Below are 24,029 nucleotides of genomic sequence, written 5' to 3'. Positions count from 1 at the left end.
GCGGCCACATCTGGCATTGAAATACAAAACGCCCGATGCGGTGCATCGGGCGTTTTGAGACTGAAATGGGTGTAAACCTATTTCAGGACTAGACATGCGATTCAGGCGGCTATAGAAGCGGCGCGACCACCTGCTGCTCACGCGGCCAGGCGTCCAGCACGGCCTTGAACAGGGTGGCCAGCGGTATCGCAAAAAACACCCCCCAGAACCCCCACAAACCGCCAAACAACAGCACCGCGCAAATAATCGCCACTGGGTGCAAGCTCACCGCCTCGGAGAACAACAACGGCACCAGCACGTTGCCATCCAGGGTCTGAATGATCCCGTACACCGCCATCAGGTAAATGAACTGATCGCTCCAGCCCCACTGGAACAAGGCAATCAGCAGCACCGGCACTGTCACCACCACGGCGCCCACATACGGCACCACCACCGAAATGCCCACCAACAGCGCCAGCAAAGCCGCGTAGTTGAGGCCCATGGTCACGAACGCGATGTAAGTCACGCCGCCACAAATAATGATCTCGATGACTTTGCCGCGAATGTAATTGGCGATCTGGCGGTTCATTTCTTCGGCCACACGGGTAATCAACGCACGCTCGCGAGGCAAATAACCGCGCACCCAACGGCCAATGAGCGCTCGGTCTTTGAGGAAGAAGAACACCAGAATCGGCACCAGTACCAGATAGATCATGATGTTGACCAATAACGGCAGACTGGACAAAGAGAACGTCAGCGCCAGTTGCCCGAACTTGCCGATCTCACCCCGCGCCACCTCAATGGCCTGCAACACCTGCTCATCCGACACCAAATGCGGATAACGCTCGGGCAGCAGCAACAGCAGTGACTGCCACTTGGCCAGCATGCCCGGCAACTCATTGAACAGGGTGATCAACTGATGCCACAGCAACGGCACCACCACCACGATAAAGACCAGCAACAAGCCCATAAACAGCGCGAACACCAGCCCCACGGCTGCCGCAGCCGGCACGCGCAGTCGCTCCAGCGCCACCACCAGCCCTTGCATCAGATACGCCAGCACCATGCCTGCCAATACCGGCGCCAGCATGCCGCCCAAGGTCAGCACGGCAGTAAAAGCCAGGACCAACAGCACAGCCAGCACCACCGCCTCTTCATCAGAGAAATAGCGCTGAACCCAATCACGTAACACTTTGAACATCGAGATTCCTTAAGAGAAAGTGCCGCCCGGCCTTAAGCCTTGCGTAACCAGTAGCGATAGGTGCCAGCATCTTCTTCTTCACGTAGCAGCGTATGCCCTGCCAAACGTGCGAAGGTCCGAAAATCGCGCTGCGAACCGGCGTCCGTTGCGATCACTTTCAAGGTTTGGCCACTGGCCAGACCATTAAGCGCAAGCTTGGCCTTGAGCAAGGGCAATGGGCAATTCAGACCACTGGCATCCACTAGCGCTTCATGCGCCAACGCATCAGTCATTGATTACTTCCTCAGTCATGCCATGAATGGCATTTTTTATGCCCGCTAGAATACCCCAAGCAGACCGCCACTGGTCGCCAGACGAGTGTGCAGCTACAGTAAGCGCTTTACTGACTAGAGCTTTGTGCATGAATTTTCTGCGCCCGACCCTGTTGACGCTCGCTTGCCTGCTCGCATCACCGAGTTTCGCAGACGATTTACCGTCGCTGGGTGACGCCAGCTCGGCCATCGTTTCCCCTGCGCAAGAATACCAACTGGGCCGTGCCTGGCTGAGCATGCTGCGCAGTCAGGTCGCGCAGCTCAACGACCCGCAACTCAAAGACTACGTTGAAAACAGCGTTTACAAGCTGGTGGAGACCAGTCAGGTACAAGATCGCCGGCTCGAATTCATTCTGATCGACAGCCCGCAGCTCAACGCCTTTGCGGCACCTGGCGGGATCATCGGGGTTAACGGCGGGCTGTTTCTTAACGCCCAGACTGAAGGCGAATATGCCTCGGTGATGGCCCACGAACTTGCCCACTTGTCGCAACGCCACTTCGCCCGCGGTGTAGAAGCCCAGCAACGCATGCAACTGCCCATGATGGCGGCCTTGCTCGCCGGTATCGTGCTGGCCGCCTCCGGGGCCGGTGATGCCGGTATTGCGACCATTGCAGGTACTCAAGCAGCGGCGTTTCAGGAACAACGGCGTTTCTCACGGCAGAACGAGCAAGAGGCTGACCGCATCGGCATTCTCAACCTCGAAAAGGCCGGTTACGATCCTCGCTCCATGCCCACCATGTTTGAGCGTTTGATGCGTCAGTACCGCTTTGACGCCAAGCCGCCAGAATTCTTGCTGACGCACCCGGTGACCGAGTCGCGTATCGCTGACACCCGCAACCGCGCCGAACAAGCCCAGATCGGCGGCACCGAAGACAGCCTGCGCTATCAACTGATTCGTGCCCGCGTGCAACTGCAATACGAAGACACCCCCGGCTTGGCGGCCAAGCGCTTTCGCCAGCAACTCGACGAAAACCCGAAAAACGACGTAGCGCGTTATGGCCTGGCCATTGCACAAATCAAGGGCAGCCAATTCAACGACGCCCGCGCCAACTTGAAGCCACTGCTCGACAAGGCGCCGAACGACATCACCTACAACCTGGCGCAAATCGAACTGGACATGGACAGCAACCGACTGGCCGATGCCCAGCAGCGGATCGACCGAATGCGCACGCTGTACCCCGGCAATTACCCATTGAATCAGGCGCGGGTGGATTTGTTGCTCAAGCAAAACCGGCCGGCCGAAGCCGAAAAAGCCCTGGAAGCCTTGCTGAAAAGTCGCCCGGATGATCCCGATGTCTGGTATCTGGTGGCCGAAACACGCGGCTTATCGGGCAACATCATTGGCTTGCATCAAGCCCGGGCCGAGTACTTTGCCTTAATGGGTGATTATCGACAGGCCATTCAGCAAATCGCGTTTGCGAAAAAGCTCACTACTAACTTCCAGCTGTCGTCACGCCTGGATGCGCGTCAGCGCGAGTTGATGGATCAGGAACGAGCGATTAAAGACATGATGAACTGAGTCGCTGCGCAACCTGACGCAGCCTCATTGCTCGCAAGCTCCTACAGGTTTTATGTACGCCATAAACCCGTAGGAGCGAGCTTGCTCGCGATCTTTTGATCTGCTGGGCGTTTAGGCGTTACCCGCCAGTTTCAAACGCGCGGCCTGGGTGAAATCCAGCATGCGTTTGAGCGGGCGAACGGCATGAGGCACCAGAGCCGGGTCGACAAAGATCTCGTTCGTGCCCTTTTGCAGGCACTCCAGGGTGCGTTCCAGCGTGTTCATGGCCATCCACGGGCAATGCGCACAACTGCGGCAGGCCGCCCCGTTACCGGCGGTCGGGGCTTCGATAAAGACTTTATCCGGGCACAGCTGCTGCATTTTGTAAAAAATGCCACGGTCAGTGGCCACGATAAAGGTGGTGTTCGGCAGGTTTTGCGCCGCCGCGATCAACTGACTGGTGGACCCCACCGCGTCAGCCAACTCAATCACCGACTCCGGCGACTCCGGGTGAACCAAAACGGCTGCGTCCGGGTACAGCGCTTTCATGTCTTCCAGTTGCTTGGACTTGAACTCTTCATGGACGATGCAGGCACCGTCCCACAGCAGCATGTCAGCACCGGTCTTGCGCTGAATGTAACGCCCCAAGTGTTTGTCTGGGCCCCAGATAATCGTCTCGCCGTTGTCCATCAGGCTTTCGACGATTTCCAGCGCGCAGCTGGAGGTCACGACCCAATCCGCCCGGGCCTTGACCGCTGCCGAGGTGTTGGCATACACCACCACGGTGCGCTCGGGATGCTTGTCGCAAAACGCCGAGAACTCCTCGACCGGGCAACCCAGGTCGAGCGAACAGGTGGCCTCCAGCGTCGGCATCAGCACGCGCTTCTCAGGGGTGAGGATTTTCGCCGTCTCGCCCATAAAGCGCACACCCGCCACCAAAATGGTCTTCGCCGGATGGGCAGCACCAAAACGCGCCATTTCGAGGGAGTCAGACACGCAACCGCCGGTTTCTTCGGCCAGGGCCTGGATCACCGGGTCACAGTAAAAGTGCGCGACCAACACCGCATCGCGCGCCTTGAGTTCGGCAGCGATGGCTGCACGCAGGGTCGCCTCTTGCGCCGCCGTCAGCGGTTTTGGCTGCTTGGCGTCGAGGTGGGCTTGGACCAGAAGTCGTTCAGAAATTTGCGTCATGTTCGCAAGACCTGCAAGCGCTAGTGCGCGAAAGTCGAGTGTACCACCGGCTCTGGACTGTCGAGCCCCGCCGGGAGAATGTGTGTTATCAGGCACGGACCAGCTGTTGAGCGCGCTAAGGCTACAGAATATGTTTGCGATTCAAAAGTTTAATGTTGGTCTTGAAGGGAGCCGATGCACGCTTGGCGAACCCGCATCGGCTCAATGGCAGGTGGATCTATTTGATTGCAGCCAGCACCAGATCAGCCACCGGACCACCCGATGCCGGGTTCTGGCCGGTGATCAACCGCCCATCGGCGATGGCAAAAGGAGCCCAAGGCGTACCGGCCTTTTGATAGTGCGCGCCCCGCTTCACCAACTCGGTTTCGGTCAGATACGGCACCACGTCGGCCAGCCCCACCAGCGTTTCCTCTTCATTGGAGAAGCCCGTGGCCCGTCGACCTTTAATCAATAGATCACCGTTAGACAGCTTGATATTGAGCAAGCCCACTGCGCCGTGACAGACCGACGCCACCACGCCACCGTGTTCATAGATGTGACGACTGATTGCCTGCAACTCGGCATTGTCTGGGTAGTCCCATATCACCCCATGGCCGCCCGTGTAATAAATAGCCACATAGTCGTCTGGGTTTATCTCACTCGGTGTGAGCGTAGCCCCAAGGCGATTCATAAACGCCTTGTCGTGATACCACTGCCAGTCAATGTCTGAAGCCATGTCCTTGTCTAGGCTGTGCGGATCAATCGGGGTGTATCCGCCTTGCGGGCTAACATAATCCACGGCATAGCCGGCGGCTTGAACCTTGTGCACGAAATGCACGGCCTCGCCCAGCCATAAACCTGTCGCGCGATCAAGATTGGGGTACTTTTCGACGCTGGTCAGTACCACGAGTATTTTTTTGCTCATCGCTGCCTCCTATCCGTACGACAGGCCGTATGGCCCCTTACTGCACGACATCATGCCGGGCAGAGTCAGGAGCATAGACAACGGGCGATAAGCGTTAGTGCCGCGTATCTGATGGTCACCGCCCACATCGCAGTTGCCACGTACGCGCCGGTTGTTCTTATCGGGTGATAAGCCACGTGCTCATGGCCGGTCGAATGACGGCCTCATTGCTCCAACGGCTCGTAGGGCTTGAAGAAGTCGGAGCCCATCCAGTCCGGCGTTTTTTCATCTGCCGCCGCCTTGCCGCGCACATAACTGGCAGGCGAACGCACGTCGCCCTGCTGGTCATAGACCGCCACATCCGGGTAAGGGAACACGGGACGCGCATTTCCTTCGCTGCTGGACGGCATCGCCACAACAACATCAGGCGCCTGGTCTTTTTCGACCCAGGACATCATCGGCGTCAACAGATCGATCCGGCTTGGTCCCTCACCGCCCGCACAGTGATACACACCGGGCAGCAGGTAAAAACGCTCAAAGGCTTGAACCTTGGACGCGCCCATTTGTGCCTCCATCGCCTGCTGATAGGCGATGCTGTTCAGCGGCGAGACATACGGGTCCGCCCAGCCGTGCCACACGATCAGCTTGCCACCCTGATCGGCAAACTCGGACAGGTCGGGGTTGGTCGCGTCGTACAGCGGGTGCAGTGCTCGCAATTGGTCGAAGGTGCTGCGATCAAGCGCCAGATCAGACAGGTTGATTTCAGCCCCGGGGTTATGTTCGAACGACAGGTTGCGCAACACCTCCAGCGCCGTCACTGCGCTGTACGTCGGCAGATTGGCGCTGACAGGAACAAACACCCCGGCCCACGCCAACTCAGAACCCGGCAGAGGGCCGCCGATGGTCATGCGTTCGCCAGTGGTCGGGTCATGTGGGCCATCGTAAAGACGCCGTGCCGCCGTGACTTGCTGCTCGGTCAAGCAATTCGAAGTGTCGGTAGCTGACGCCTCGCACTGCACCGTGGCGGGGTCAAAATGGCAGGCGCGCGGATCGCTGATCAGCCCATCGACCTGCCCGTCGAGGCCATCACATTGCTGCAACACCGCCTTATGCAAGAGGGGCAAGCGCGAGGCGGTCAAAATAGGGTTGCCCTGCTCATCCTGATTGGAACGTGTCTGCCAGGCATGGAAGATTAATTTCTGCACCTGGAAGTTAGACGCCGGTGCGCCCGCGACAATCCCGTTGAAGTCATCCGGGTAGCGCTGGGCTTGCATCAACGCTTCACGTCCGCCATCGGAGCAACCGGTGAAATAGGAGTAAATCGGTTGTTGGCCGTAAAACACGGCGGTGAGTTTTTTCGCCGCAACCGCGGTGAGATGGACCCCGCGGTAGGCAAAGTCGACGCGTTTTTGCGGGTCGTCACCAAAGTGATGATCAGTAAGGAGATGGCCCATGTCGGTGGTGGCCAGCACAAAACCACCGTTGTTCAAAGGCGTACACCCATCAGCCGCACCCACTTGCAACGACAGGCGTCCGCACAGGCCGCCACAGCCTACTTGCAGGTAACGCTGCGTCCAGCTCTGCGTGGGCAAAACCACTCTGAAGACGATACTCGGCGCCAGCGTGCCCTGCACTTCACAAGCCGCAATGCCATTGTGGGTGGTGTCTGTCGCCGAGGTAACCTGGCTGCCCTTGCCGGCGATGTCTTGCAGATCGACCTTGGTCAAGGTCGCGCAACTGACCACCGGTTTAACCACACTCAGTGCTGCCACGTCGGCGGCTTGCGCCGTGCTGAAAAGGGCACTGGCCGCGAGTATCAGCACAGGGATGAACGGTGACATGGCAACTCCTGGATCGTCGGACATCACTGAAACGGACTTCGACGGCGATTACAGACTGAGTGAGGCTGGCTTGCCAGCGATGCAGACGACACGGCGGGTCATATACTGCATTGATCCAATCGCGGGCAAGCCCGCTCCCACAAGGCGGGTGCGATTACAACGCCGCACCGTCGACAGCCCTATCCGTAGGCCTGTCCCCGCGCGAGACCCGATTCAATCGTTGTCTGAGGTTGGGTACAAGTTAGAACATTGAAGACGCGACATCCGATGCCACGTACCACTTATAGCCAGGGTCTGTTAGAGGAACGCTGACAGGGGATTCGTCGGTTTGAGGATAAACGGATAGCCAGAATCAAAGCACTTTGAGATTATCCGCCGCCATCGTGGGCGACTCATCTAGAGAGGGAAGGAAGTGACAATTGCGCTGTACCAGTTGGTAATTATTCTGACGTTAGTCCTGACACGCTATCTGACACCCAAGTGGTTACTACCCGTCGGCATTATCTGGACGGTTGTGACCGTGTTCACCCAGTTTTTGCCCCCTGTTATCGTCTTTCAACTGGCCGTGATCTGGGGCACGTTCTGGCTGCTCAAACGCTCAGTTGCACAGACATCCGCACAACAGAGCGCAGCGGGCACAGCACAACCTGCGTCCAGACCTGCCAAAGCGAAACCCCTGCCGCCGCCCGTCCTGGGCCGGGAAGACATCAAATACGGTGAGATTTTCTGGCGACCCGATGAACCCGAGGACGAGCCCGTCAAGGACCTGACGACCGATCTTGCGCATCACGAACAAGAGGTCAGCATCGCCACAAGCCAGATGCTGGCGCTGCAACGTCAGGAACAAGCGCACATTGAGTCGATCCTGGAGCGGGCCGAAAAGCACCATCAAACAGCACTCAAACTGCTGGAAGATGAGGCGTTCAAACACACCTATGAAGAAGCGTATGCGATGTACCACGCGCTGCTGCGCGGCGACAAGACGTCTGAGCCCGTTCCCTGCACAGACTTCAGCCGCCCTACCGCGCATGACATCGCACCTGTAGACGCCGCCATCCAGAACACCTTCGAAATGACCGCTAACGAGTATTCGGCGTTCCTCAAAACCACGGTTGTGCGCTTGCAACAGCGCAAAGGGCTGCGCGAGCTGTTTGAAAAAGAAATGCACCTCGCGGGTGGTTCGCACGTTCTGGAACGCATCAAAAACTTTGAGGCCGGAGACGAATGGCGCTACGCCGACCGCCGCAAAAAGAACCGCGGCACGCTCGCTGATCGGCAAGTCAAGATCTGATCCAGAGCACAGCTTGACCCCCACCTCACTCACCCGCCAATGCGCGGATGAGTGAGGGTTGAGCACTCGATCAATCCCATCGTTTGAACAGCACACTCGCCTTGACCCCGGCAAACCCGAACCCGTTTGACAACGCGTACTCAATCGCCAGCTGTTCTACCTGCCCGCGAATCAGGTTTAGCCCGGCGGCGTCTGGATCGTGGGTTTGCAGGTTCAGCGTTGCCGGGGCACTCTGAGACCCACGCAAGTTTGAGTCATCCATCAAAGTTGTGCAGGCACCTATGTCCGGCAACTTAAATCCGCGCCAAGGCCTGCGCCAGATCCGCACGCAAATCCTCAACCTCTTCAACGCCAACCGACAAACGCACCAGCCCATCACCTATGCCCAATTGAGCCCGCGTTTGTGCTGGAATACTGGCATGCGTCATGATTGCCGGGTGTTCGATCAGGCTTTCTACCCCGCCCAGGCTTTCAGCCAACGCAAAGATCTGCACGCCTTCGAGGAAGCGTCGCGCACCCGCCAAATCAGTGTTCAAGTCGATGGAGATCATCCCGCCAAAGCCGTGCATCTGCCGCCGCGCCAGCTCGTGTTGCGGGTGGGAAGGCAAACCGGGGTAGTAGACACGCGCGACTTGCGGCTGGCGTTCCAGCCAGTGCGCCAGCTCCAGCGCATTGCTGCAGTGACGCTCCATACGCAGGGCAAGGGTTTTCACGCCGCGCAAGGTGAGGAAAGCATCAAACGGCCCGGCAATCGCGCCGACCGAGTTTTGCAGAAACCCCAGGCGCTCGGCCAGTTCGGGGTTTTGCCCAACAATGGCGATGCCGCCAATCACATCGGAGTGGCCGTTCAAGTATTTAGTGGTCGAGTGCACCACCACATCAAAGCCGAGCTCCAGGGGGCGTTGAATCCACGGGCTAGCGAAGGTGTTGTCGGCCACGCAGATGATGCCCCGTGCGCGGCAGATGCGCGCAACGGCCGCCAGGTCGGTGAGGCTCAGCAGCGGGTTGCTTGGCGTCTCGACCCAAACCATCCGCGTGTTGTCTTGCAGTGAGGCTTCGAAGGCCGCAAGGTCAGTCAGGTCGACAAAGCTGAAGCTATGCCCGGCGCTGCGCTGGCGGACCTTATCGAACAGGCGAAAGGTGCCACCGTACAAGTCATTGCCCGAAACGATGTGCGAACCCGCATCGAGCAGTTCAAGCACGGTAGAAATAGCCGCCAGCCCGGACGCGAAAGCAAACGCAGCACTGCCGCCTTCAAGGTCGGCAACACAACGCTCCAGCGCAAATCGCGTCGGGTTGTGCGAGCGCCCGTAGTCAAAGCCCTTGTGCACGCCGGGGCTGTCTTGCAAATAAGTGGAGTTGGCATAAATCGGCGGCATCAGCGCCCCGGTGGCTGGATCCGGTACCTGCCCTGCGTGGATCACTCGGGTGGCAAAAGCGTGGGGCGCGCCCGTTTCATCGTGTTGACTCATGCAAGGGATCTCCGTAAATGATTGAGCAGGTCGACGCGGGTAATCAGGCCATGGAAGCCTGAAGCGTCAGCAATGATTGCGACCAGCCCACGGCCTAGTTCAGCTTGAAGCTCAGCCAAACTGGCACTCGGTGGCAAGGTGTGCAGCGTGTCTGTCATGGCGCTGGCGACGGTCAGTCTAAAGTGCGAAGCATCTTCATGCATACCCAGCAGAATGTCGGATTCATCAATCACACCGATCAGCTGTTTACCGCCCACCAACACTGGCAATTGCGACACATCGGCCAGGCGCATGCGCTGGAACGCCGTGAGCAGCGTGTCGTCCGGCCCAACGCTGATCACCCGACCGTCTTCAAAACGGCGGGCGATCAGGTCACGCAGATCGCCGTAATGCTTGTATTGCAATAGACCCTGATCCTTCATCCATTGGTCGTTGTAAACCTTCGACAAGTAGCGGGTGCCCGTGTCACAGACAAAACTGACAACGCGCTTGGGCTCGGTTTGTTCGCGACAGTAACGCAGTGCGGCAGCCAGCAAGGTGCCGGTTGAAGAGCCGCCCAAAATGCCTTCGGCACGCAGCAATTGCCGAGCGTGATCAAAACTTTCTTCATCGCTGATCGAGTACGCATGGCGCACGCTGGACAGGTCGCAAATCGAGGGGATGAAGTCTTCACCAATACCCTCAACGGCCCATGAACCGGCCTGGCCAATGATGCCGCTGCGGCTGTATTCAGCCATCACGGAACCCTGCGGGTCGGCCAGCACCATCTCCAAGTCCGGCTGCACACGCTTAAAGAAACGGGTCAAACCGGTCAACGTACCGGCAGAACCGACACCCACGACAATCGCATCCAGATCGTGCTGGGTTTGCGCCCAAATCTCCGGCGCAGTGCTGCATTCGTGAGCCAGCGGATTTGCCGGGTTATTGAATTGGTCGGCGAAGAAGGCATCGGGAATTTGCGCCGCCAAGCGGGCAGCCATGTCCTGGTAATACTCAGGGTGGCCCTTGCCCACATCGGAACGGGTGATATGCACTTCGGCACCCATTGCCTTGAGGTGCAACACCTTCTCGGTGGACATCTTGTCCGGCACCACCAACACCACCCGATACCCCTTGGCCCGACCGACCAGCGCCAGACCCAGACCCGTATTGCCGGCGGTGGCCTCAACGATGGTGCCACCGGGGCGCAAACGCCCATCGCGCTCGGCGGCATCAATCATTGCCAACCCCACGCGGTCCTTGATCGACCCCCCGGGGTTTTGCGATTCAAGCTTGAGAAACAGCGTACAAGGCCCGGTATCAAAGCGGCTAACGCGTACCAGCGGCGTATTGCCGATCAATTCGAGAACAGCAGGTTGAGCGTTGTTTGGCATGGCGTCACTTTCCGTGTTTTTGCACTGAATGGACAGCGACTGGCAGCGAAGTCCTGTTGCGCCAAGCGCCGGTAAGTCTCTTACGACCATAGGCCGGGATACCCCTGGCCGCAACCCCGCCTCAGGCGCGCCCGGCAGCGCGCCAAAGTAATAACAGTGGGATGTTTCAAACGGGGGGAGAAAGGTGTGGATGCCTGCCAGACTTCAGGGGTGATAGGCGCTTGTTCGCGATCTTTTAAAGGTCTAAAGATCGCGAGACAAGCACACGCCTAGCGTTGGCCGTGCGCAGTTCTTAAATGAGCATCACGCAGAGGGTGCGCGGCGTTTAGCCCTTAGAAGGACAACAACTCCCAAGGCAGCGGAGAGAACAGAGCCCATCAACACACCGACTTTGACCTCGTCGACCAGGTGTACGCTGTCCGGGAAGGCCAGCGCCCCGATGAAAAGACTCATCGTGAAGCCAATGCCACACAAGAGCGAGACGCCATATAGCTGAAACCAGCCGCACTCCTCAGGCAGTTTCGCCAGCCCTGCGCGAATAGCCAGCGCGGCCAGACCAAACACGCCGATTTGTTTACCCAGTAGCAGCCCCAGCGTCACGCCCAGTGGCACCGGGTCGACCAGGTTATTGGGGGAAATACCGGCGAGGGATACCCCGGCATTGGCAAAGCCAAAGATGGGCACAATGGCGAACGCGATCCACGGGTGCAGTTTTTCTTCCAGATAAAGCAGCGGTGACTTTCTTTCAGTACTTGAGTCACCCAGCGGAATGCACAGCGCAAGAATGACGCCCGCCAAGGTCGCATGAATACCGGACTGGAGCATGAAGAACCACAGCAGAGCACCGGCGATGAGGTAGGGAAAGAGCCGTGTCACGCCGCACCGGTTGAGTATCACCAGAAAAACAATCACAGCCAGCGATGCCAGGAGCATGCTGACGGACAAGCCACTGGTGTAGAACAACGCAATGATCAGCACCGCACCAAGGTCATCAATAATCGCCAGGGCGGACAGAAAGATTTTCAAAGAAAGTGGGACACGCTTGCCGAGCAGCGCAAGTACGCCCAGCGCAAAGGCAATATCGGTGGCGGCGGGAATGGCCCAGCCGCCCAGCGTTTCACTGTTGCCCCAGTTGACGGCGATGTAGATCAGTGCAGGCACCAGCATGCCACCCAGCGCAGCGAAACCAGGCAGCGCGCGCTGGCTCCAGCTCGACAACTGGCCGACCAGCATTTCGCGCTTGATCTCGAGGCCGACCAACATGAAAAAAATAGCCATCAGGCCATCGTTGATCCAATGCTCAATCGAAAGACCAGCCACTTTGATGTGTAATGTGGCGAAGTAAGTCTCAGCCAAAGGCGAGTTGGCGACGATAAGAGCGGCCAAAGCAGCAGCCATCAATATCAAACCGCCGGCTGATTCAGCGGCGAAGAAACGGGAAAAAAATGCGGCGGCGGAAGGTGACGCGCGATAGTCGCGGGTATTTTGCTGACGTAAAGGATCCAGGCTCATAGGTACGGTTACTCCGCGCGGCGGCCCGACCTGCGCTGAATTAAACCTGCCCTCCCGCGGTTGCGGTGGCACCCTGCGCGGCATTCTACACGAGCCGCCTTGCGAGGGGTGATCCAAACTTTTGATCTTTTAAAAGATCGAAAGATCGCAGCCTGCGCCAGCCCCCCACACAGGATGACTGTGGCGGGTCAGCGAATGCCGAGCCGGCTATCCAGTGAAAGTTTTCCCGCGCCGCGCGCAATGATCAACAGCAGCAAGCCAGCCCAAGACAGATGGGTCGGCCAGGCGTCCGGGTAAACAAACACCTCGATAACAAAGGTCATGCCCAGTAGCGCCATGGCTGATACGCGGGCAAACAGCCCCAATACCAGCAGCACAGGAAACAAATGCTCGCTGTAGGCCGAAAGGTGCGCTGCCAGTTCCGGGGAGATCAAGGGCAGTGCATATTCCGTACGAAACAACTCGTAGGTACTCGGTGTGATCGTCAGAAAACCACTGACTTTGGTTCGCCCGGACATAAAGAAAATGGCTGCAATTGAGAGGCGAGCCACCAGCACCAGGAATGACTCTCCAATAAGCTCGCTCAATCGGTGAGCGATGCGGTTCCAGGTTCCAAGCACAGACTTGTCGGCAGCGGATAAAGGCATTGGACTTATGTTCATGGTGTGCTCCGTGTGTTAGAGGGCCATTCAAGAAAGCCCAGAGGGGTTTGAAGCCGTGAACGCGCCAGCCCTCACTAAACGAATGAGGCTGTGCTCCAGATTCAGCGTCGGCTCGATTGCTACAGCCTTGTCTATCGCCTGATCGAGCGGCAACTGCGCCGCGCATGCGTCCAGAAAGGCACAATCGGCAGCACTGGCAGCCTGCCAACACACTCGCCCGTTCTGACGGGTCAACAATGCACCTTCGCCCTGCCAGTCCAGGTCGTCAGGGAGTGGCAACTGCTCCCGACTGAGGTGCCAAAGGGTGTAGGCCGGACAGTTGGGCAACCAGATCCAGCAAGCGCTGGCCCTGGGGATCAGCCTGAGACTGGCAAGCTCTGTCGCGCAAAGTCGTGCCAACAGGCTCAGCTCGATTTCAGGTTCTTCAACCGCGCAATGCACTTGGGTCCAGAGCAAGTCCAGACGCGCGACGTCGCCCAAATAGGGCATGTCCTGCGCATGTTCAAAACCATCGAGAAAATCGGGAAAGTCGGCCCCATAGTGGAGCAAGCGGGCATCCGAAGGCGGCAACAGCCGAGCGTGGATGGCAGCCGCGCTGCGAAGCCACTCAGTGCCGACGAGACGCTCTAGGGTCGGGAAATTGGCGACCAGTGCATCCGTTGCTCCCTTGAGCACCGTGTTACGGTAAACCGCAAAACCGGGCTGGCGGGTCAGTGACTGTATATCCGCTGATTCGCCACCGTAGAGCGCATCGACGAATGCATCCTGAAACCCTTCCAGAGAGCGCTTCATATAGCCTCCCGCAACCGCTGCCGGTGCCCGAGATTCAACACTGCCTGAGCCCTGTCGCGTTCGCAGAGCAAACTATCGAAACTGGGGATGTGGTCGTCGCGTTCGATCAATGTGGCACGCCAGCCGACTCGCTCGATCAAGCGCTCATACAACGACCAGACATCGTCAGCGACCGGTGCGTCGTGGGTATCGATCAGCAACGTTGAACCACCAGGATCCGGGGCGTGGCCAGCCAGGTGAATCTCCATGATCGCCGCAGCCGGAAAGGCATCCAGATAGGTTGCCGCGTCGAAGCCCAGATTATGCGCGCTGATATGTACGTTATTGACGTCCAGCAGCAACCCGCACCCCGCCCTCGCACTAAGCTCGGTCAGAAAATCAAGTTCGCTGTAATCATGGCCATCAAGGTGCAAATAGTGGGTGGGATTTTCAATCGCAATACGACGCCCGAGGGTCTCTTGTGTGCGCTGAATATTGTCGGTGATACGCCGCAATGCCTCGCCTGTGCGGGGAAATGGCAGCAAGTCGGGGTGGTACTGGTCGCGCCATGTCGACCAGGCCAGATGTTCGGAAACCAGCACCGGCTCAAAGCGATCGGCAAGTGCTTTCAAGCGCTTCAAGTGCTCTGCGTCTGGCACGCAGTCGGCCGCCAGTGAGAGCGATACGCCATGCAACGACAGTGGATGGCGACTGGCAATTGCCTCCAGCCATGCCAAACGAGGGCCACCGCCAACCATGTAATTTTCCGGATGAACTTCGAACCAGAGCCCTGGGGCCGTGCAGTCCAGAGCGTCCTGATAGTGATTCGATTTAAGGCCCAGGCCGGCCCCGTTCTGGAATTGAGTCTTCATGATTGGCGTGTGCCCCGTGTGGTGAAGATTACATAGGCGCCAAGGTGCCGTGGCCTTTAGGGGTCTTGATGCTGGTGCACGTACCGGCTGGAACGTTTTTCCAGGCATTAGCCTGGTAGTCCACTTTGGCGGTGCCTGCGCACGTAGTTCCTGCGCCTGCTTTGCAGTCGTTGTGACCGGCCATGGCGACGCCGTAGCATTTTTCCATGGCGCCTGCAGCGGCTGGGGTTTGCTCGGCCATTGCACCGGCGGCAAAAGAGGACAAGGCAACAGCGATGGCAGCAAGTTTGAGCGTGTTCATGGTGATTCTCCAGGGTCAATGAGCGGTCGTAGCATCAGTGCCGAAGTGCGCTATGCTTGCGATCCGAAAGGTAGTTCGCTGACTTTTCCGATTCGGTTACAGGCCTCTCGACATTTTTTTAAAAACTGCAAAACAAACCCGCAGGTTGCCTAATCTCCTTGAACGAACGCATGATTCGTGGCCCGTGATTGGCGCAAGAGTGATGCAGGTGCGAAATATTTTTTCCCTTCGTGTAACCAGAGCGACCGATGGAACGAACTACAGATAGCGACGCTTTGCGCAGGCGAGAGATCCGTCTTCAGAGCCTGTTCCTCGCGGGTTTAAAAGGTGACGAACAGTCCTATCGTGCATTTCTGTCGGAGTTAAGTGGTCATATGCGCGGTTTTTTGCGCGCAAAACTCCATCGCCAACCCGGTGAAGCCGAGGATTTGCTGCAAGAGATTTTGTTGGCGATTCACAACGCGCGCCTGACGTACCGGCCGGATCAGCCACTGACCGCCTGGGTGTTTGCCATTGCACGCTACAAGCTCACGGATTATTTGCGAGGCCGGTCGCGGCATGAGGTGTTAAACGACTCACTGGACGATGTCGCTGAACTCTTCGCGGCCCCCTGCCTGGAGCCCGCACAAGCCAATCGCGACCTGGGCAAATTGCTCGAGCAATTACCCGAGCGTCAACGCCTGCCCATCGTCCATGTGAAACTTGAAGGCTTGTCGGTCACTGAAACCGCGCAGATAACGGGACTGTCCGAATCAGCCGTAAAGATAGGTGTACATCGCGGACTTAAAGCGCTGGCGCAGAGAATTAGAGGTATACGATGAAAACCGATGATTTCATTTCCATGCTTGCGTCAGGTGCCGCCCCGGTCGAGCGGCATGCGCTGGCCAAGCGCTTCTGTATCGCTGTGCTGCTCGGCCTTGCGACGTCCATCGTGCTGGTCATGGTCATTTTTGGCGTTCGTTCGGACCTGTCTGTGGTGGCAACGACTCCCCTTTTCTGGGCCAAAATCGCCTTCCCGCTGTGTTTGATGGTGGGCGCTCTGGGGGGGGTGACGCGATTGGCCAGACCCGGGGTCACGCCTGGCGCGGGAAAACTACTGATCTTTGCCGCCGTCGCGGCGGTCTGGGCGGGGGCCATTTACGTCTTGATAGCAACCGTGCCTGATACACGCGTCGCGGTCATTCTCGGCAAGACTTGGCGAGTGTGTGCACTGAACATCACCCTGCTCTCCATTCCGGGGTTTATTGCTGTTTTCTGGGCGCTGCGCGGCCTGGCCCCCACCCGCCTGAGGCTGGCCGGAGCCTGCGGCGGGTTACTGGCAGGTGCGATGGCAACCCTTGCTTATTGCCTGCATTGCCCAGAAATGGAAGTTCCGTTTTGGGGCGTCTGGTACATGCTGGGCATGTTAGTGCCCACCGTTATAGGTGCGCTACTCGGACCGCGCTGGCTGCGCTGGTAGCCAATTCGGGGTAAATCGCCCCGACGCGCAAAGTCAAAGGGACGGCGCTATTGATAACAATAGGTCCGTCCCTTTTTGCTTTCCAACGGCTGATTTTTACCGCGCTCGGCTTAGCCGGGCTCGGCCGCCAGGCTATTAGTGACCTTACGCCCCAGCACCAGCACCGTCATAAAACCACAACCCACCAGAACCGTTGCCAGACTCAGCAACACCGAGCTGCCCATCTGGTCGACAATCTGCCCGCCGAAGAACGAGCCCAGGGCAATGATCACCTGAAACAAGGCAACGAACAGCGGCATGCCGCGCTCGACATCTTTGGGCGCCACGACAAACATCCAAATACTGGCGCAGGCCGGGAAGGCACCGAATGCGAACCCCCAAAGTGCGATCAGCATCACTGCGCCCGTCATGCCGGTGGCGTAGTAGGGAAACAACGCCGTGCTGGTGCCAATCATCAGTGCGACCAGCAACAGGGTGTAACGAACGCTGCGGTTGGCTGCAAAGCCAGCAAAAATATTGCCCATGACTCCAGCCGCGCCATAGAGCAGCAGCAAGGAGCCAATGGTCGGCCCGTCGAAACCGGAACTGTTTTTGAAGAAAGGAGCGACATAGGTGTACGCAGCAAAGTGCGCCAGGCCAATCAGCAACACAGCGATCAGCCCGACTCGCGATTGCGGGTTGATAAACAAGGCTGGCAGATCGCTGATGCGAATGGCCTTTTGTGGGGTGAGGCGCGGTAGCAAAAAGATTTGCGCCAGTAGCACCGGCACGCCTACGAGAGCAGTGACCAGAAAGGTCATGCGCCAGCCCATCAAGCCGCTCAGCCAAGTGCCCACCGGTACACCCAGGACGGTGGCCAAGGTCACACCGACCATGATGATCGAGGTGGCTTGGGCAACGCCCACACCTTTGGGGGCCAGCCGGCCGCTGAGGGCAATGGCCGTCGCCCAGAAACCACCGATGCTGATGCCCAGCAGTACGCGGCCGAACAGCAGCAAGTCAAAGTCGCTGGCGTAGGCCACGACCAAGTTGGCGATGATCATGATCAGCGTCAGGCCGATAAGCAGATAGCGACGGTCCATGACGCCAATGCCGACTGACAGCAGAGGCGCCGCGAGAGCGGCCATTATGCCGGGCAGTGTCACCATAAGCCCGGCGTGGCCGGCGCTGATGCAGAGGTCACTGGCGATGTCGTTGAGTACGCCAACCGGGAGAAACTCACTGGTCACCAGGGCGAAGGCCCCCACGGCGACCGAGAGGATCGCCAGCCACTGCTGTTTGACACTCTGTTGATTATGTTCGGGCAGACCGCTAGGGGCCTGGCTGGCGCTTGGCATTGAGTAGGATTCCAGAGGGAATGCCGCCTGAAAACAGGCGAAGGGAGAGGAAAAATTTGAGGCGATTATAAGAGTCAGTTTTGATGATTAAACAGGCGCCCTCTTCGATAGTCATCATCAGCACAATCAATGAAACGCCCTGAACAGAGCGCTTGAGCAACAATTGCAAGGAATCAGAACGAACGCAGCAATGGCCTATGCCACGGCGGATAGCAAGGTCTGGCGGGCGACTATCCCCGTTATGAGGAGCGTATCGCCCTCAGGTGCCGCGCCCGGGTGCAGGGCGTCGAGACAGTCGCCAGCGCCTGTAAAAGGACGGCTGCGATGGCTGCTTTGCCGTCCAGTCCAACAACAGGACAAGTACTCAGCGTTTAAAGCACTGCAATACCGCCTGGCTACATTTGACACGCGCCCCCTAGGACAGTGAAGGCGTTTCAATTGCTTGGGTGCTCTGTTAGATAACTCATATCGAGCTATCAAAATGGAAGCGTTTACTTTTGCTTAGGCAACCAGGGCACGCCATTGATGTGGCTGCCGCCATCTACAAAGAGTGTATTACCTGTTACATAACGGCAATCTTCGCTGGCCAGAAACAACGCTGCACCGCCAATGTCGCGCTCGGGGTCGCCCATATAACCCATGGGGTTCAGCCGCAGCAGATCGGCTGCGTTGTCAGGTTGAGCGGTTGCGAACTTTTGATAGGCCTCGGTGTTTGCCCCGGGGCAAATGGCATTGCAGCAAATACCATAGGCCGCCCACTCGCGCGCAGCGGTGCGTGTGAGAGTGCGCAGCGCCTCCTTGGCCATGTTGTAGTCCACCGAATAGGGGTGGGCGTTGACGCCGTTTAGCGAGCACATATTGATGACCCGGCCCCAACTGCGCTCTTTCATACCAGGAAATGTCGCCTGCATGGCCCACAGTGCTGATTGCGTGCCAATGCGCCAGGCCCAGTCGGCGTCCAAATCGGTCAGCGTATCCACACTCGCAAAGCCGGATGGGCTATTTGGGCGGCGGCCCCAGGCATTGTTAACGAGAATGTCTACACGGCCAAAGTGTTGTTGGGCTGCGCCCACCATGTCTTGAACAGCAGCGCGTTCGCTCACGTCTGTGGTAGCAAACCCAACCTTCACACCAAATTCAGATCGGATTTGTGCAGCAGCGGACTCACCTGCCGCGGCATTAATATCCGCCAGCCATAGCGAAGCGCCTTCTGCTGCGAAACGACGGGCCAGGCCTTTGCCAATGCCGGCTCCTGCGCCGGTAATCAGGGCCACACGGCCTTGCAGTCTTTTCATCTGATGTCTCCGCTTTGTGATGGGCGGCTTTGCGCCTGTACAGGTCACTGTGCGCGGGGGAGCACCCTGTGGAATCGTTAAATTGGACTAGGCGCAGGCGCTCAAAGATCAAGCGATATCAAGAACCAGCCGAACCTCGCGTCCCGTAGGTCATAACGTGTGACTGCTAGCGCTGCGAAACAGACGATAGTCGACCAAACTCGAATTACGGGCTAGCAAACGGCAGGATTAAGCCCTGATCACCTCAAGCAGTCCGGCGACACCGAAGAACAGCCAAAAGCGGACTCTCTGACGAGAGTCCGCCGGGGCCAGGAAAATCAATTGGGCATGAGTACCGTGTCGATCACGTGAATAACCCCATTGGATTGCATAACGTCAGCGATGGTAATGGCTGCCTTGCCCCCTTTAGCGTCCTCCACCCATAACTTGCCATCGTGCAGCATGATAGTCAGTGGTTCTCCCTGGACGGTTTTGAGCATCACTTTACCGCCGTGCATGTTGGCCTGATCCATCAACTGTTTGGCCGTGTGAGTACCGGGCACGACGTGGTAAGTCAGGATCTTGGTCAGGTCTGCCTTGTGCTCTGGTTTGACAAGTGTATCGACCGTGCCTGCCGGCAATTTCGCGAAGGCTTCATTGGTGGGCGCGAACACGGTGAACGGCCCCTTGCTGTTGAGCGTATCCACCAGCCCGGCGGCTTTGACCGCCGCTACGAGCGTTGTGTGATCCTTGGAGTTGATTGCGTTTTCGACAATGGTCTTGGTCGGATACATTGCAGCGCCGCCTACCATGACGGTATCGGCAGCAAAGCTGGTTCCAGCGCCAAGGCACAGCAATGTGAAGCAAGCGATAGCCAGGCGTTTGATGATCTTGTGCATGATGCGTCTCCTTGATTCTTCGACCCTTCGGATGAAGGTATCGAATGTACGGGGCAGGTGCTAAAACGGATGCACCAGGGATGCAAAAAAAATCATTCTTGTTCGAATCAGGTAGGCAAAAGCATGGCCAACACGTATGTCGATAAACACCGTAGCGCCTGGTCCGTGTTTCTCATCTTTTTACGCCTGGGGATGACGTCGTTCGGCGGCCCCATTGCGCATCTGGGTTACTTTCGCGATGAGTTTGTGACACGACGCCGTTGGTTGACCGAGTTCACGTATGCGGATTTGGTTGCGCTCTGCCAATTATTACCAGGTCCTGCAAGCAGTCAGGTTGGCATTGCACTGGGGATGTCACGCGCGGGATACGCCGGGGCATTGGCGGCGTGGGCTGGCTTTACGCTGCCTTCGGCCATTGCTCTGATCCTGTTTGCTTTGGGCATGTCCTACTATGGCACAGCCTTCTCGCCTGGCGCCTTGCATGGCCTCAAGGTTGTCGCTGTCGCGGTGGTTGCCCAAGCCGTTTGGGGCATGGCGCGACATCTGTGCACAGACGTGCCGCGAATGACCCTCATGACGATTGCGACCTGCGTCGCCCTGCTTGAGCCGACTGCATTGGGACAAGTCAGCGTGATTGTGGCAGCCGGGCTTGCAGGTCTGCTGCTGTTCAAGCCCGACCAGGGTGTCGCGCACGATCCCCTGCCGATCACAATCAGTCACCGGGCCGGGGCAATCTGGCTGTCGTTGTTTTTGATATTGCTGGTAGGGCTGGCGTTGTTGAATCAACGATTGCCCAGCCAAACCTTGGCGCTGGTGGATGCCTTCTACCGTTGTGGCTCACTGGTATTCGGTGGCGGGCACGTTGTTCTGCCACTTCTGCAAGCCGAAGTGGTGCGTTCCGGCTGGGTCAGCAATGACGTTTTCCTGGCAGGTTATGGCGCCGCGCAAGCTGTCCCTGGCCCTCTGTTCACGTTCGCCGCATTCCTCGGCGCGTCGATGAACTCACCTCCTTCAGGCTGGAGCGCAGGCATAATCTGCCTCTTGGCCATCTATGCGCCGTGCTTTTTGATAACCCTGGGCACCTTGCCGTTTTGGGAACATTTACGCCGCAGTATGCGTACTCAGGCCGCACTGGCTGGGGTCAATGCAGCGGTGGTGGGTCTGCTGTTGGCTGCGCTTTATCAGCCGGTATGGACGAGTGCCATTTTGCAGCCGCAGGATTTCGGCTTGGCACTGCTGGCCCTGGTTGCGCTGATGTTCTGGAAGGTTGCACCGTGGCTGGTTGTCATTGGGTGCGGGATCGCGGGATGGAGTGTGAGTCTCATTCTTTGAACAGTACGAACTGTCCGATCAAAGTCTCCACGGCGGTTATAAAACGCACGCGCAAGGCATAGAGCGCCAGCCCTAGGCCGTTTTCTGCCTATCGCGATAGCCTGCTGCGCCCCGCCCGCCCAGCTTGGTCGGCTCTGACCGTACCCAGCCCTTTGGACGTGAAGGTCGGAAATACTGAAGACCGCTTCGGAGTAAAAAATTCATCCAAAGCACACGTTGAATTAAATATTTCATTGATTTAATCTCGGTCCCACGCTGTAGGAGATCAACCGCTGTTAGCACCTAAAAAACAAACCATCGGGAGCACACATGAAAGCGAAAGTGATGTTGGGATTATTCATGACGGCCGCTGTTGCACTGCCAGCCTGGTCTGCTGACTGGACCGTAGGTGCTAACGTTGGCAACGTGCCCTGGGAGTTTCAGAATTCCAAAGGTGAGTTTGTCGGCTTCGAGGTTGATGTTGTCAAAGAGCTGGCCAAACGCGCCGGAAAAAGCGTCGAGTTCGTCAATATCCCCTTCAACGGGCTGTTCAGTGCCGTGCAATCCAAACGTGTTGACATCGCTATCTCCTCCATCACGATTACCCCGAAACGCCTGGAATCGGTAGCCTTTGCGCAACCCTATTTCGACAGCGACCAATCGCTCACCGCACTGACCACTTCCAACGTCAAAAGCCTGGCCGACATGAACGACAAGGTGGTGGGTGTCGACACCGGCTCTACCGGCGACATGTGGATCGGCCAACACAAGGACGAGTATAAGTTCGCCGATGTCTCGCGCTACGAAGGGCTATCGCCGGCCATGCTCGACCTGGCCTCCGGGCGAATCGATGGCTACCTCAGTGATATTCCCGCAGTGCTCTACTACATCAAGGACAAACCGCAATACTCCATCGTCGCGCGCATCCCCACCGGTGAACGCTACTCGCTGATGCATGCCAAAGGCTGGGCGATGAGCGATCAGGTCAACGACCTCATCAGCAAGATGAAAGAAGACGGCACACTCGGAAAAATCCACAAGGAGTGGTTCGGCACCGACGCCGATAAAGAGTCGAGCACCATGAAAGTGACTGCCCCGCTCCAGTAAGCACTGCTGCTGATGCATTTAAGTGGTGACGCCCGTTCGCCACTTGTATTGACCGAGGTATCCCATGGATCTTTTGCAGACATTCTTCAACTGGAACGTACTCGTCGAGTCGTTTCCGATGATGATGCGCGGTTTGGGCGTGACCATTTTGCTTGGGGTGGTGAGCATTGTCCTGGGCCTGGTCGGGGGGCTGTTGCTGGCGTTGTTGAGGTTGTATTCATACGCCCCAGTTCGAGCGCTCGCTCGCATCTACATCGATATCATGCGCTCCATTCCCTTGCTGGTTTTGCTGGTACTCATCTATTACGCCCTGCCCTTTGTCGGTATCCGACTGTCGTCTTTTGCGGCCGCAGTCAGTGCTCTCTCGCTGGTTTCCTGCGCCTACAGCGCGGAGATTTTTCGGTCAGGTATCGAAGCTATTCCCCGTGGCCAGTTCGAAGCATCGGCCTCTCAGGGCATGAGCTTTTTCAACACCATGCGCGACATTGTTTTGCCGCAGGCTATCCGCATTGTCATGCCGCCCATGACCAGCAATTGCATCAACGTCATGAAAGACACGGCGCTCGCCTCGGTGGTTGCAATGCCTGACTTGTTGAAGCAGGCAACCCAGGCTCAGGCACTGGCTGCGAACCCGACACCGCTGGTCGGGGCAGCCTTGTTGTACTTGTTGCTTCTGTTGCCGCTGGTACAGGTGGTCAGTTGGGTTGAGCGGCGTAATGCCTCAGGAGGAAAAACCGCATGAGCACGTTGATCGACATCGAAAAACTCGACAAGTACTACGGTAACTTCAAGGCGTTGAGCGATATCAACCTGAAGGTTGAAGAAGGTGAGGTAGTGGTCATTCTTGGCCCATCCGGTTCGGGGAAATCGACCTTGATCCGCTGCATCAATCTTCTTGAACACTACCAGCAGGGAGATATTCGCGTGGGCGGAGAACGGGTTGAAACCGGTCCGCGACTCAGTGCCCTCCGTAGCGAAGTCGGCATGGTATTTCAGAGTTTCAACCTCTATCCGCACCTCACTGTTCTGGACAACGTATCGCTGGCGCCGATCCGTGTTCGCGGACTGAAACGGCGTGATGCGCACGCCAGGGCCAGAGAGCTACTGGTGAAGGTCGGCATGGGCGATCACGCACACAAATACCCAAGCCAATTGTCAGGCGGCCAACAGCAGCGTGTTGCTATAGCCCGCACCATGGCCATGGAACCTCGCGCCATTCTGTTCGACGAACCGACTTCGGCACTGGACCCGGAAATGGTTGGCGAAGTACTCGATGTCATGCAGAACCTTGCTCGATCCGGCGTCACCATGGTCGTGGTGACTCACGAAATGGGCTTTGCCCGTCGGGTCGCCGACCGGGTGATCTTCATGGAAAGTGGACGCATTGTAGAGCAGAACATCCCTGAAACATTTTTTACCGCCCCTAAGGAACCTCGCACAAAAGCGTTCCTTCAGGCCATCTTGCATCATTGAATCCGGCTGG

General features: G+C 57.7%; 23 protein-coding genes and 1 pseudogene. 8 read left to right on the top strand and 16 right to left on the bottom strand.

Annotated features, from left to right (window positions below; all coding sequences use genetic code 11):
- Positions 1-109: 109 nt before the first annotated feature.
- Both ACIQYF_RS19560 and ACIQYF_RS19555 read right to left on the bottom strand, forming a co-directional pair.
- The gene (locus tag ACIQYF_RS19560) at positions 110-1,180 is read right to left on the bottom strand and encodes an AI-2E family transporter (protein ID WP_402865114.1); all 1,071 of its coding nucleotides are present in this window, start codon (positions 1,178-1,180) and stop codon (positions 110-112) included.
- 32 nt (positions 1,181-1,212) lie between these two features.
- Positions 1,213-1,452 carry a sulfurtransferase TusA family protein gene (locus ACIQYF_RS19555; RefSeq protein WP_322239943.1) on the bottom strand — a complete coding sequence of 80 codons (240 nt, stop codon included), beginning with the start codon at positions 1,450-1,452 and terminating at the stop codon, positions 1,213-1,215.
- Positions 1,453-1,580: 128 nt separating this feature from the next.
- Here ACIQYF_RS19555 and ACIQYF_RS19550 point away from each other — a divergent pair, with 128 nt between their 5' ends.
- Positions 1,581-3,011, top strand: a complete 1,431-nt coding sequence (locus ACIQYF_RS19550) for a M48 family metalloprotease (RefSeq protein WP_402865111.1) — start codon at positions 1,581-1,583, stop codon at positions 3,009-3,011.
- Positions 3,012-3,122: 111 nt separating this feature from the next.
- On the opposite strand, the gene nadA is transcribed toward ACIQYF_RS19550, so the two are convergent.
- The 3 genes from nadA to ACIQYF_RS19535 form a co-directional block, all read right to left on the bottom strand.
- Positions 3,123-4,181 carry a quinolinate synthase NadA gene (gene nadA, locus ACIQYF_RS19545; protein ID WP_402865109.1) on the bottom strand — a complete coding sequence of 353 codons (1,059 nt, stop codon included), beginning with the start codon at positions 4,179-4,181 and terminating at the stop codon, positions 3,123-3,125.
- A 217-nt stretch (positions 4,182-4,398) separates the two neighbouring features.
- Positions 4,399-5,085, bottom strand: a complete 687-nt coding sequence (locus ACIQYF_RS19540; RefSeq protein WP_402865107.1) for a type 1 glutamine amidotransferase domain-containing protein — start codon at positions 5,083-5,085, stop codon at positions 4,399-4,401.
- Positions 5,086-5,288: 203 nt separating this feature from the next.
- On the bottom strand, positions 5,289-6,905 hold the full coding sequence (locus ACIQYF_RS19535) for a tannase/feruloyl esterase family alpha/beta hydrolase (RefSeq protein ID WP_402865105.1): 1,617 nt from the start codon (positions 6,903-6,905) through the stop codon (positions 5,289-5,291).
- 412 nt (positions 6,906-7,317) lie between these two features.
- On the opposite strand from ACIQYF_RS19535, the gene ACIQYF_RS19530 reads away from it, so the two are divergent.
- On the top strand, positions 7,318-8,196 hold the full coding sequence (locus tag ACIQYF_RS19530) for a hypothetical protein (protein ID WP_402865103.1): 879 nt from the start codon (positions 7,318-7,320) through the stop codon (positions 8,194-8,196).
- A gap of 70 nt (positions 8,197-8,266) precedes the next feature.
- On the opposite strand, the pseudogene ACIQYF_RS19525 reads toward ACIQYF_RS19530, so the two are convergent.
- The 8 genes and pseudogenes from ACIQYF_RS19525 to ACIQYF_RS19490 form a co-directional block, all read right to left on the bottom strand.
- Positions 8,267-8,431 (bottom strand): annotated as a pseudogene (locus ACIQYF_RS19525) (beta-ketoacyl-ACP synthase II); the annotation flags it as partial.
- Positions 8,432-8,489: 58 nt separating this feature from the next.
- Positions 8,490-9,668, bottom strand: a complete 1,179-nt coding sequence (locus tag ACIQYF_RS19520) for a cystathionine gamma-synthase (RefSeq protein ID WP_402865101.1) — start codon at positions 9,666-9,668, stop codon at positions 8,490-8,492.
- Positions 9,665-11,041 carry a pyridoxal-phosphate dependent enzyme gene (locus tag ACIQYF_RS19515; protein WP_402865099.1) on the bottom strand — a complete coding sequence of 459 codons (1,377 nt, stop codon included), beginning with the start codon at positions 11,039-11,041 and terminating at the stop codon, positions 9,665-9,667. Before ACIQYF_RS19515 ends, ACIQYF_RS19520 begins: the two co-directional genes overlap by 4 nt.
- 303 nt (positions 11,042-11,344) lie before the next feature.
- Complete coding sequence (gene nhaA, locus ACIQYF_RS19510; RefSeq protein ID WP_402865097.1) at positions 11,345-12,553, bottom strand: Na+/H+ antiporter NhaA; 1,209 nt, start codon at positions 12,551-12,553, stop codon at positions 11,345-11,347.
- A gap of 188 nt (positions 12,554-12,741) precedes the next feature.
- The gene (locus tag ACIQYF_RS19505) at positions 12,742-13,215 is read right to left on the bottom strand and encodes a DoxX family protein (RefSeq protein WP_402865095.1); all 474 of its coding nucleotides are present in this window, start codon (positions 13,213-13,215) and stop codon (positions 12,742-12,744) included.
- 27 nt (positions 13,216-13,242) lie between these two features.
- On the bottom strand, positions 13,243-14,007 hold the full coding sequence (locus ACIQYF_RS19500; RefSeq protein WP_402865093.1) for a putative DNA-binding domain-containing protein: 765 nt from the start codon (positions 14,005-14,007) through the stop codon (positions 13,243-13,245).
- Positions 14,004-14,858 carry a DUF692 domain-containing protein gene (locus tag ACIQYF_RS19495; protein ID WP_402865091.1) on the bottom strand — a complete coding sequence of 285 codons (855 nt, stop codon included), beginning with the start codon at positions 14,856-14,858 and terminating at the stop codon, positions 14,004-14,006. The genes ACIQYF_RS19500 and ACIQYF_RS19495 overlap by 4 nt, the downstream gene beginning before the upstream one ends.
- Before the next feature lie 28 nt (positions 14,859-14,886).
- Positions 14,887-15,159 (bottom strand): DUF2282 domain-containing protein, encoded by a 273-nt coding sequence (locus ACIQYF_RS19490; RefSeq protein WP_402865089.1) that lies wholly within the window; start codon positions 15,157-15,159, stop codon positions 14,887-14,889.
- 248 nt (positions 15,160-15,407) lie between these two features.
- Here ACIQYF_RS19490 and ACIQYF_RS19485 point away from each other — a divergent pair, with 248 nt between their 5' ends.
- Together ACIQYF_RS19485 and ACIQYF_RS19480 are read left to right on the top strand one after the other, a co-directional pair.
- Positions 15,408-15,980 carry a sigma-70 family RNA polymerase sigma factor gene (locus tag ACIQYF_RS19485; RefSeq protein ID WP_402865087.1) on the top strand — a complete coding sequence of 191 codons (573 nt, stop codon included), beginning with the start codon at positions 15,408-15,410 and terminating at the stop codon, positions 15,978-15,980.
- The gene (locus ACIQYF_RS19480) at positions 15,977-16,618 is read left to right on the top strand and encodes a DUF1109 domain-containing protein (protein WP_402865085.1); all 642 of its coding nucleotides are present in this window, start codon (positions 15,977-15,979) and stop codon (positions 16,616-16,618) included. The genes ACIQYF_RS19485 and ACIQYF_RS19480 overlap by 4 nt, the downstream gene beginning before the upstream one ends.
- 110 nt (positions 16,619-16,728) lie before the next feature.
- Here the strand turns inward: ACIQYF_RS19480 and ACIQYF_RS19475 are convergent, their stop codons facing one another.
- The 3 genes from ACIQYF_RS19475 to ACIQYF_RS19465 form a co-directional block, all read right to left on the bottom strand.
- Positions 16,729-17,955, bottom strand: a complete 1,227-nt coding sequence (locus tag ACIQYF_RS19475) for an MFS transporter (protein WP_402865083.1) — start codon at positions 17,953-17,955, stop codon at positions 16,729-16,731.
- Between the two features lie 491 nt (positions 17,956-18,446).
- The gene (locus ACIQYF_RS19470) at positions 18,447-19,250 is read right to left on the bottom strand and encodes an SDR family NAD(P)-dependent oxidoreductase (protein WP_402865081.1); all 804 of its coding nucleotides are present in this window, start codon (positions 19,248-19,250) and stop codon (positions 18,447-18,449) included.
- Between the two features lie 317 nt (positions 19,251-19,567).
- The gene (locus ACIQYF_RS19465) at positions 19,568-20,128 is read right to left on the bottom strand and encodes a fasciclin domain-containing protein (RefSeq protein ID WP_402865079.1); all 561 of its coding nucleotides are present in this window, start codon (positions 20,126-20,128) and stop codon (positions 19,568-19,570) included.
- 123 nt (positions 20,129-20,251) lie between these two features.
- On the opposite strand from ACIQYF_RS19465, the gene chrA reads away from it, so the two are divergent.
- From chrA to ACIQYF_RS19445, 4 genes are all read left to right on the top strand, one after another.
- Positions 20,252-21,460 carry a chromate efflux transporter gene (gene chrA, locus ACIQYF_RS19460; protein ID WP_402865077.1) on the top strand — a complete coding sequence of 403 codons (1,209 nt, stop codon included), beginning with the start codon at positions 20,252-20,254 and terminating at the stop codon, positions 21,458-21,460.
- Between the two features lie 309 nt (positions 21,461-21,769).
- Positions 21,770-22,546, top strand: a complete 777-nt coding sequence (locus tag ACIQYF_RS19455) for a transporter substrate-binding domain-containing protein (protein WP_402865075.1) — start codon at positions 21,770-21,772, stop codon at positions 22,544-22,546.
- Positions 22,547-22,610: 64 nt separating this feature from the next.
- Entirely contained in the window at positions 22,611-23,288 is a 678-nt protein-coding gene (locus tag ACIQYF_RS19450; protein ID WP_402865073.1) for an amino acid ABC transporter permease, read from the top strand.
- Entirely contained in the window at positions 23,285-24,019 is a 735-nt protein-coding gene (locus ACIQYF_RS19445; RefSeq protein WP_402865071.1) for an amino acid ABC transporter ATP-binding protein, read from the top strand. Before ACIQYF_RS19450 ends, ACIQYF_RS19445 begins: the two co-directional genes overlap by 4 nt.
- Positions 24,020-24,029 lie beyond the last annotated feature (10 nt).

Source organism: Pseudomonas sp. NPDC096917 (genome assembly GCF_044762555.1).
Taxonomy (GTDB): Bacteria; Pseudomonadota; Gammaproteobacteria; order Pseudomonadales; family Pseudomonadaceae; genus Aquipseudomonas.
This window is presented reverse-complemented; position numbering and strand designations above follow the sequence as displayed.

Excerpts from the sequence above, each read along its gene's own strand:
- ACIQYF_RS19560 (WP_402865114.1), bottom strand. The coding sequence starts at position 1,180 with ATGTTCAAAGTGTTACGTGATTGGGTTCAGCGCTATTTCTCTGATGAA.
- ACIQYF_RS19555 (WP_322239943.1), bottom strand. The coding sequence starts at position 1,452 with ATGACTGATGCGTTGGCGCATGAAGCGCTAGTGGATGCCAGTGGTCTG.
- ACIQYF_RS19550 (WP_402865111.1), top strand. The coding sequence starts at position 1,581 with ATGAATTTTCTGCGCCCGACCCTGTTGACGCTCGCTTGCCTGCTCGCA.
- nadA (WP_402865109.1), bottom strand. The coding sequence starts at position 4,181 with ATGACGCAAATTTCTGAACGACTTCTGGTCCAAGCCCACCTCGACGCC.
- ACIQYF_RS19540 (WP_402865107.1), bottom strand. The coding sequence starts at position 5,085 with ATGAGCAAAAAAATACTCGTGGTACTGACCAGCGTCGAAAAGTACCCC.
- ACIQYF_RS19535 (WP_402865105.1), bottom strand. The coding sequence starts at position 6,905 with ATGTCACCGTTCATCCCTGTGCTGATACTCGCGGCCAGTGCCCTTTTC.
- ACIQYF_RS19520 (WP_402865101.1), bottom strand. The coding sequence starts at position 9,668 with ATGAGTCAACACGATGAAACGGGCGCGCCCCACGCTTTTGCCACCCGA.
- ACIQYF_RS19515 (WP_402865099.1), bottom strand. The coding sequence starts at position 11,041 with ATGCCAAACAACGCTCAACCTGCTGTTCTCGAATTGATCGGCAATACG.
- nhaA (WP_402865097.1), bottom strand. The coding sequence starts at position 12,553 with ATGAGCCTGGATCCTTTACGTCAGCAAAATACCCGCGACTATCGCGCG.
- ACIQYF_RS19505 (WP_402865095.1), bottom strand. The coding sequence starts at position 13,215 with ATGAACATAAGTCCAATGCCTTTATCCGCTGCCGACAAGTCTGTGCTT.
- ACIQYF_RS19500 (WP_402865093.1), bottom strand. The coding sequence starts at position 14,007 with ATGAAGCGCTCTCTGGAAGGGTTTCAGGATGCATTCGTCGATGCGCTC.
- ACIQYF_RS19495 (WP_402865091.1), bottom strand. The coding sequence starts at position 14,858 with ATGAAGACTCAATTCCAGAACGGGGCCGGCCTGGGCCTTAAATCGAAT.
- ACIQYF_RS19490 (WP_402865089.1), bottom strand. The coding sequence starts at position 15,159 with ATGAACACGCTCAAACTTGCTGCCATCGCTGTTGCCTTGTCCTCTTTT.
- ACIQYF_RS19485 (WP_402865087.1), top strand. The coding sequence starts at position 15,408 with ATGGAACGAACTACAGATAGCGACGCTTTGCGCAGGCGAGAGATCCGT.
- ACIQYF_RS19480 (WP_402865085.1), top strand. The coding sequence starts at position 15,977 with ATGAAAACCGATGATTTCATTTCCATGCTTGCGTCAGGTGCCGCCCCG.
- ACIQYF_RS19475 (WP_402865083.1), bottom strand. The coding sequence starts at position 17,955 with ATGCCAAGCGCCAGCCAGGCCCCTAGCGGTCTGCCCGAACATAATCAA.
- ACIQYF_RS19470 (WP_402865081.1), bottom strand. The coding sequence starts at position 19,250 with ATGAAAAGACTGCAAGGCCGTGTGGCCCTGATTACCGGCGCAGGAGCC.
- ACIQYF_RS19465 (WP_402865079.1), bottom strand. The coding sequence starts at position 20,128 with ATGCACAAGATCATCAAACGCCTGGCTATCGCTTGCTTCACATTGCTG.
- chrA (WP_402865077.1), top strand. The coding sequence starts at position 20,252 with ATGGCCAACACGTATGTCGATAAACACCGTAGCGCCTGGTCCGTGTTT.
- ACIQYF_RS19455 (WP_402865075.1), top strand. The coding sequence starts at position 21,770 with ATGAAAGCGAAAGTGATGTTGGGATTATTCATGACGGCCGCTGTTGCA.
- ACIQYF_RS19450 (WP_402865073.1), top strand. The coding sequence starts at position 22,611 with ATGGATCTTTTGCAGACATTCTTCAACTGGAACGTACTCGTCGAGTCG.
- ACIQYF_RS19445 (WP_402865071.1), top strand. The coding sequence starts at position 23,285 with ATGAGCACGTTGATCGACATCGAAAAACTCGACAAGTACTACGGTAAC.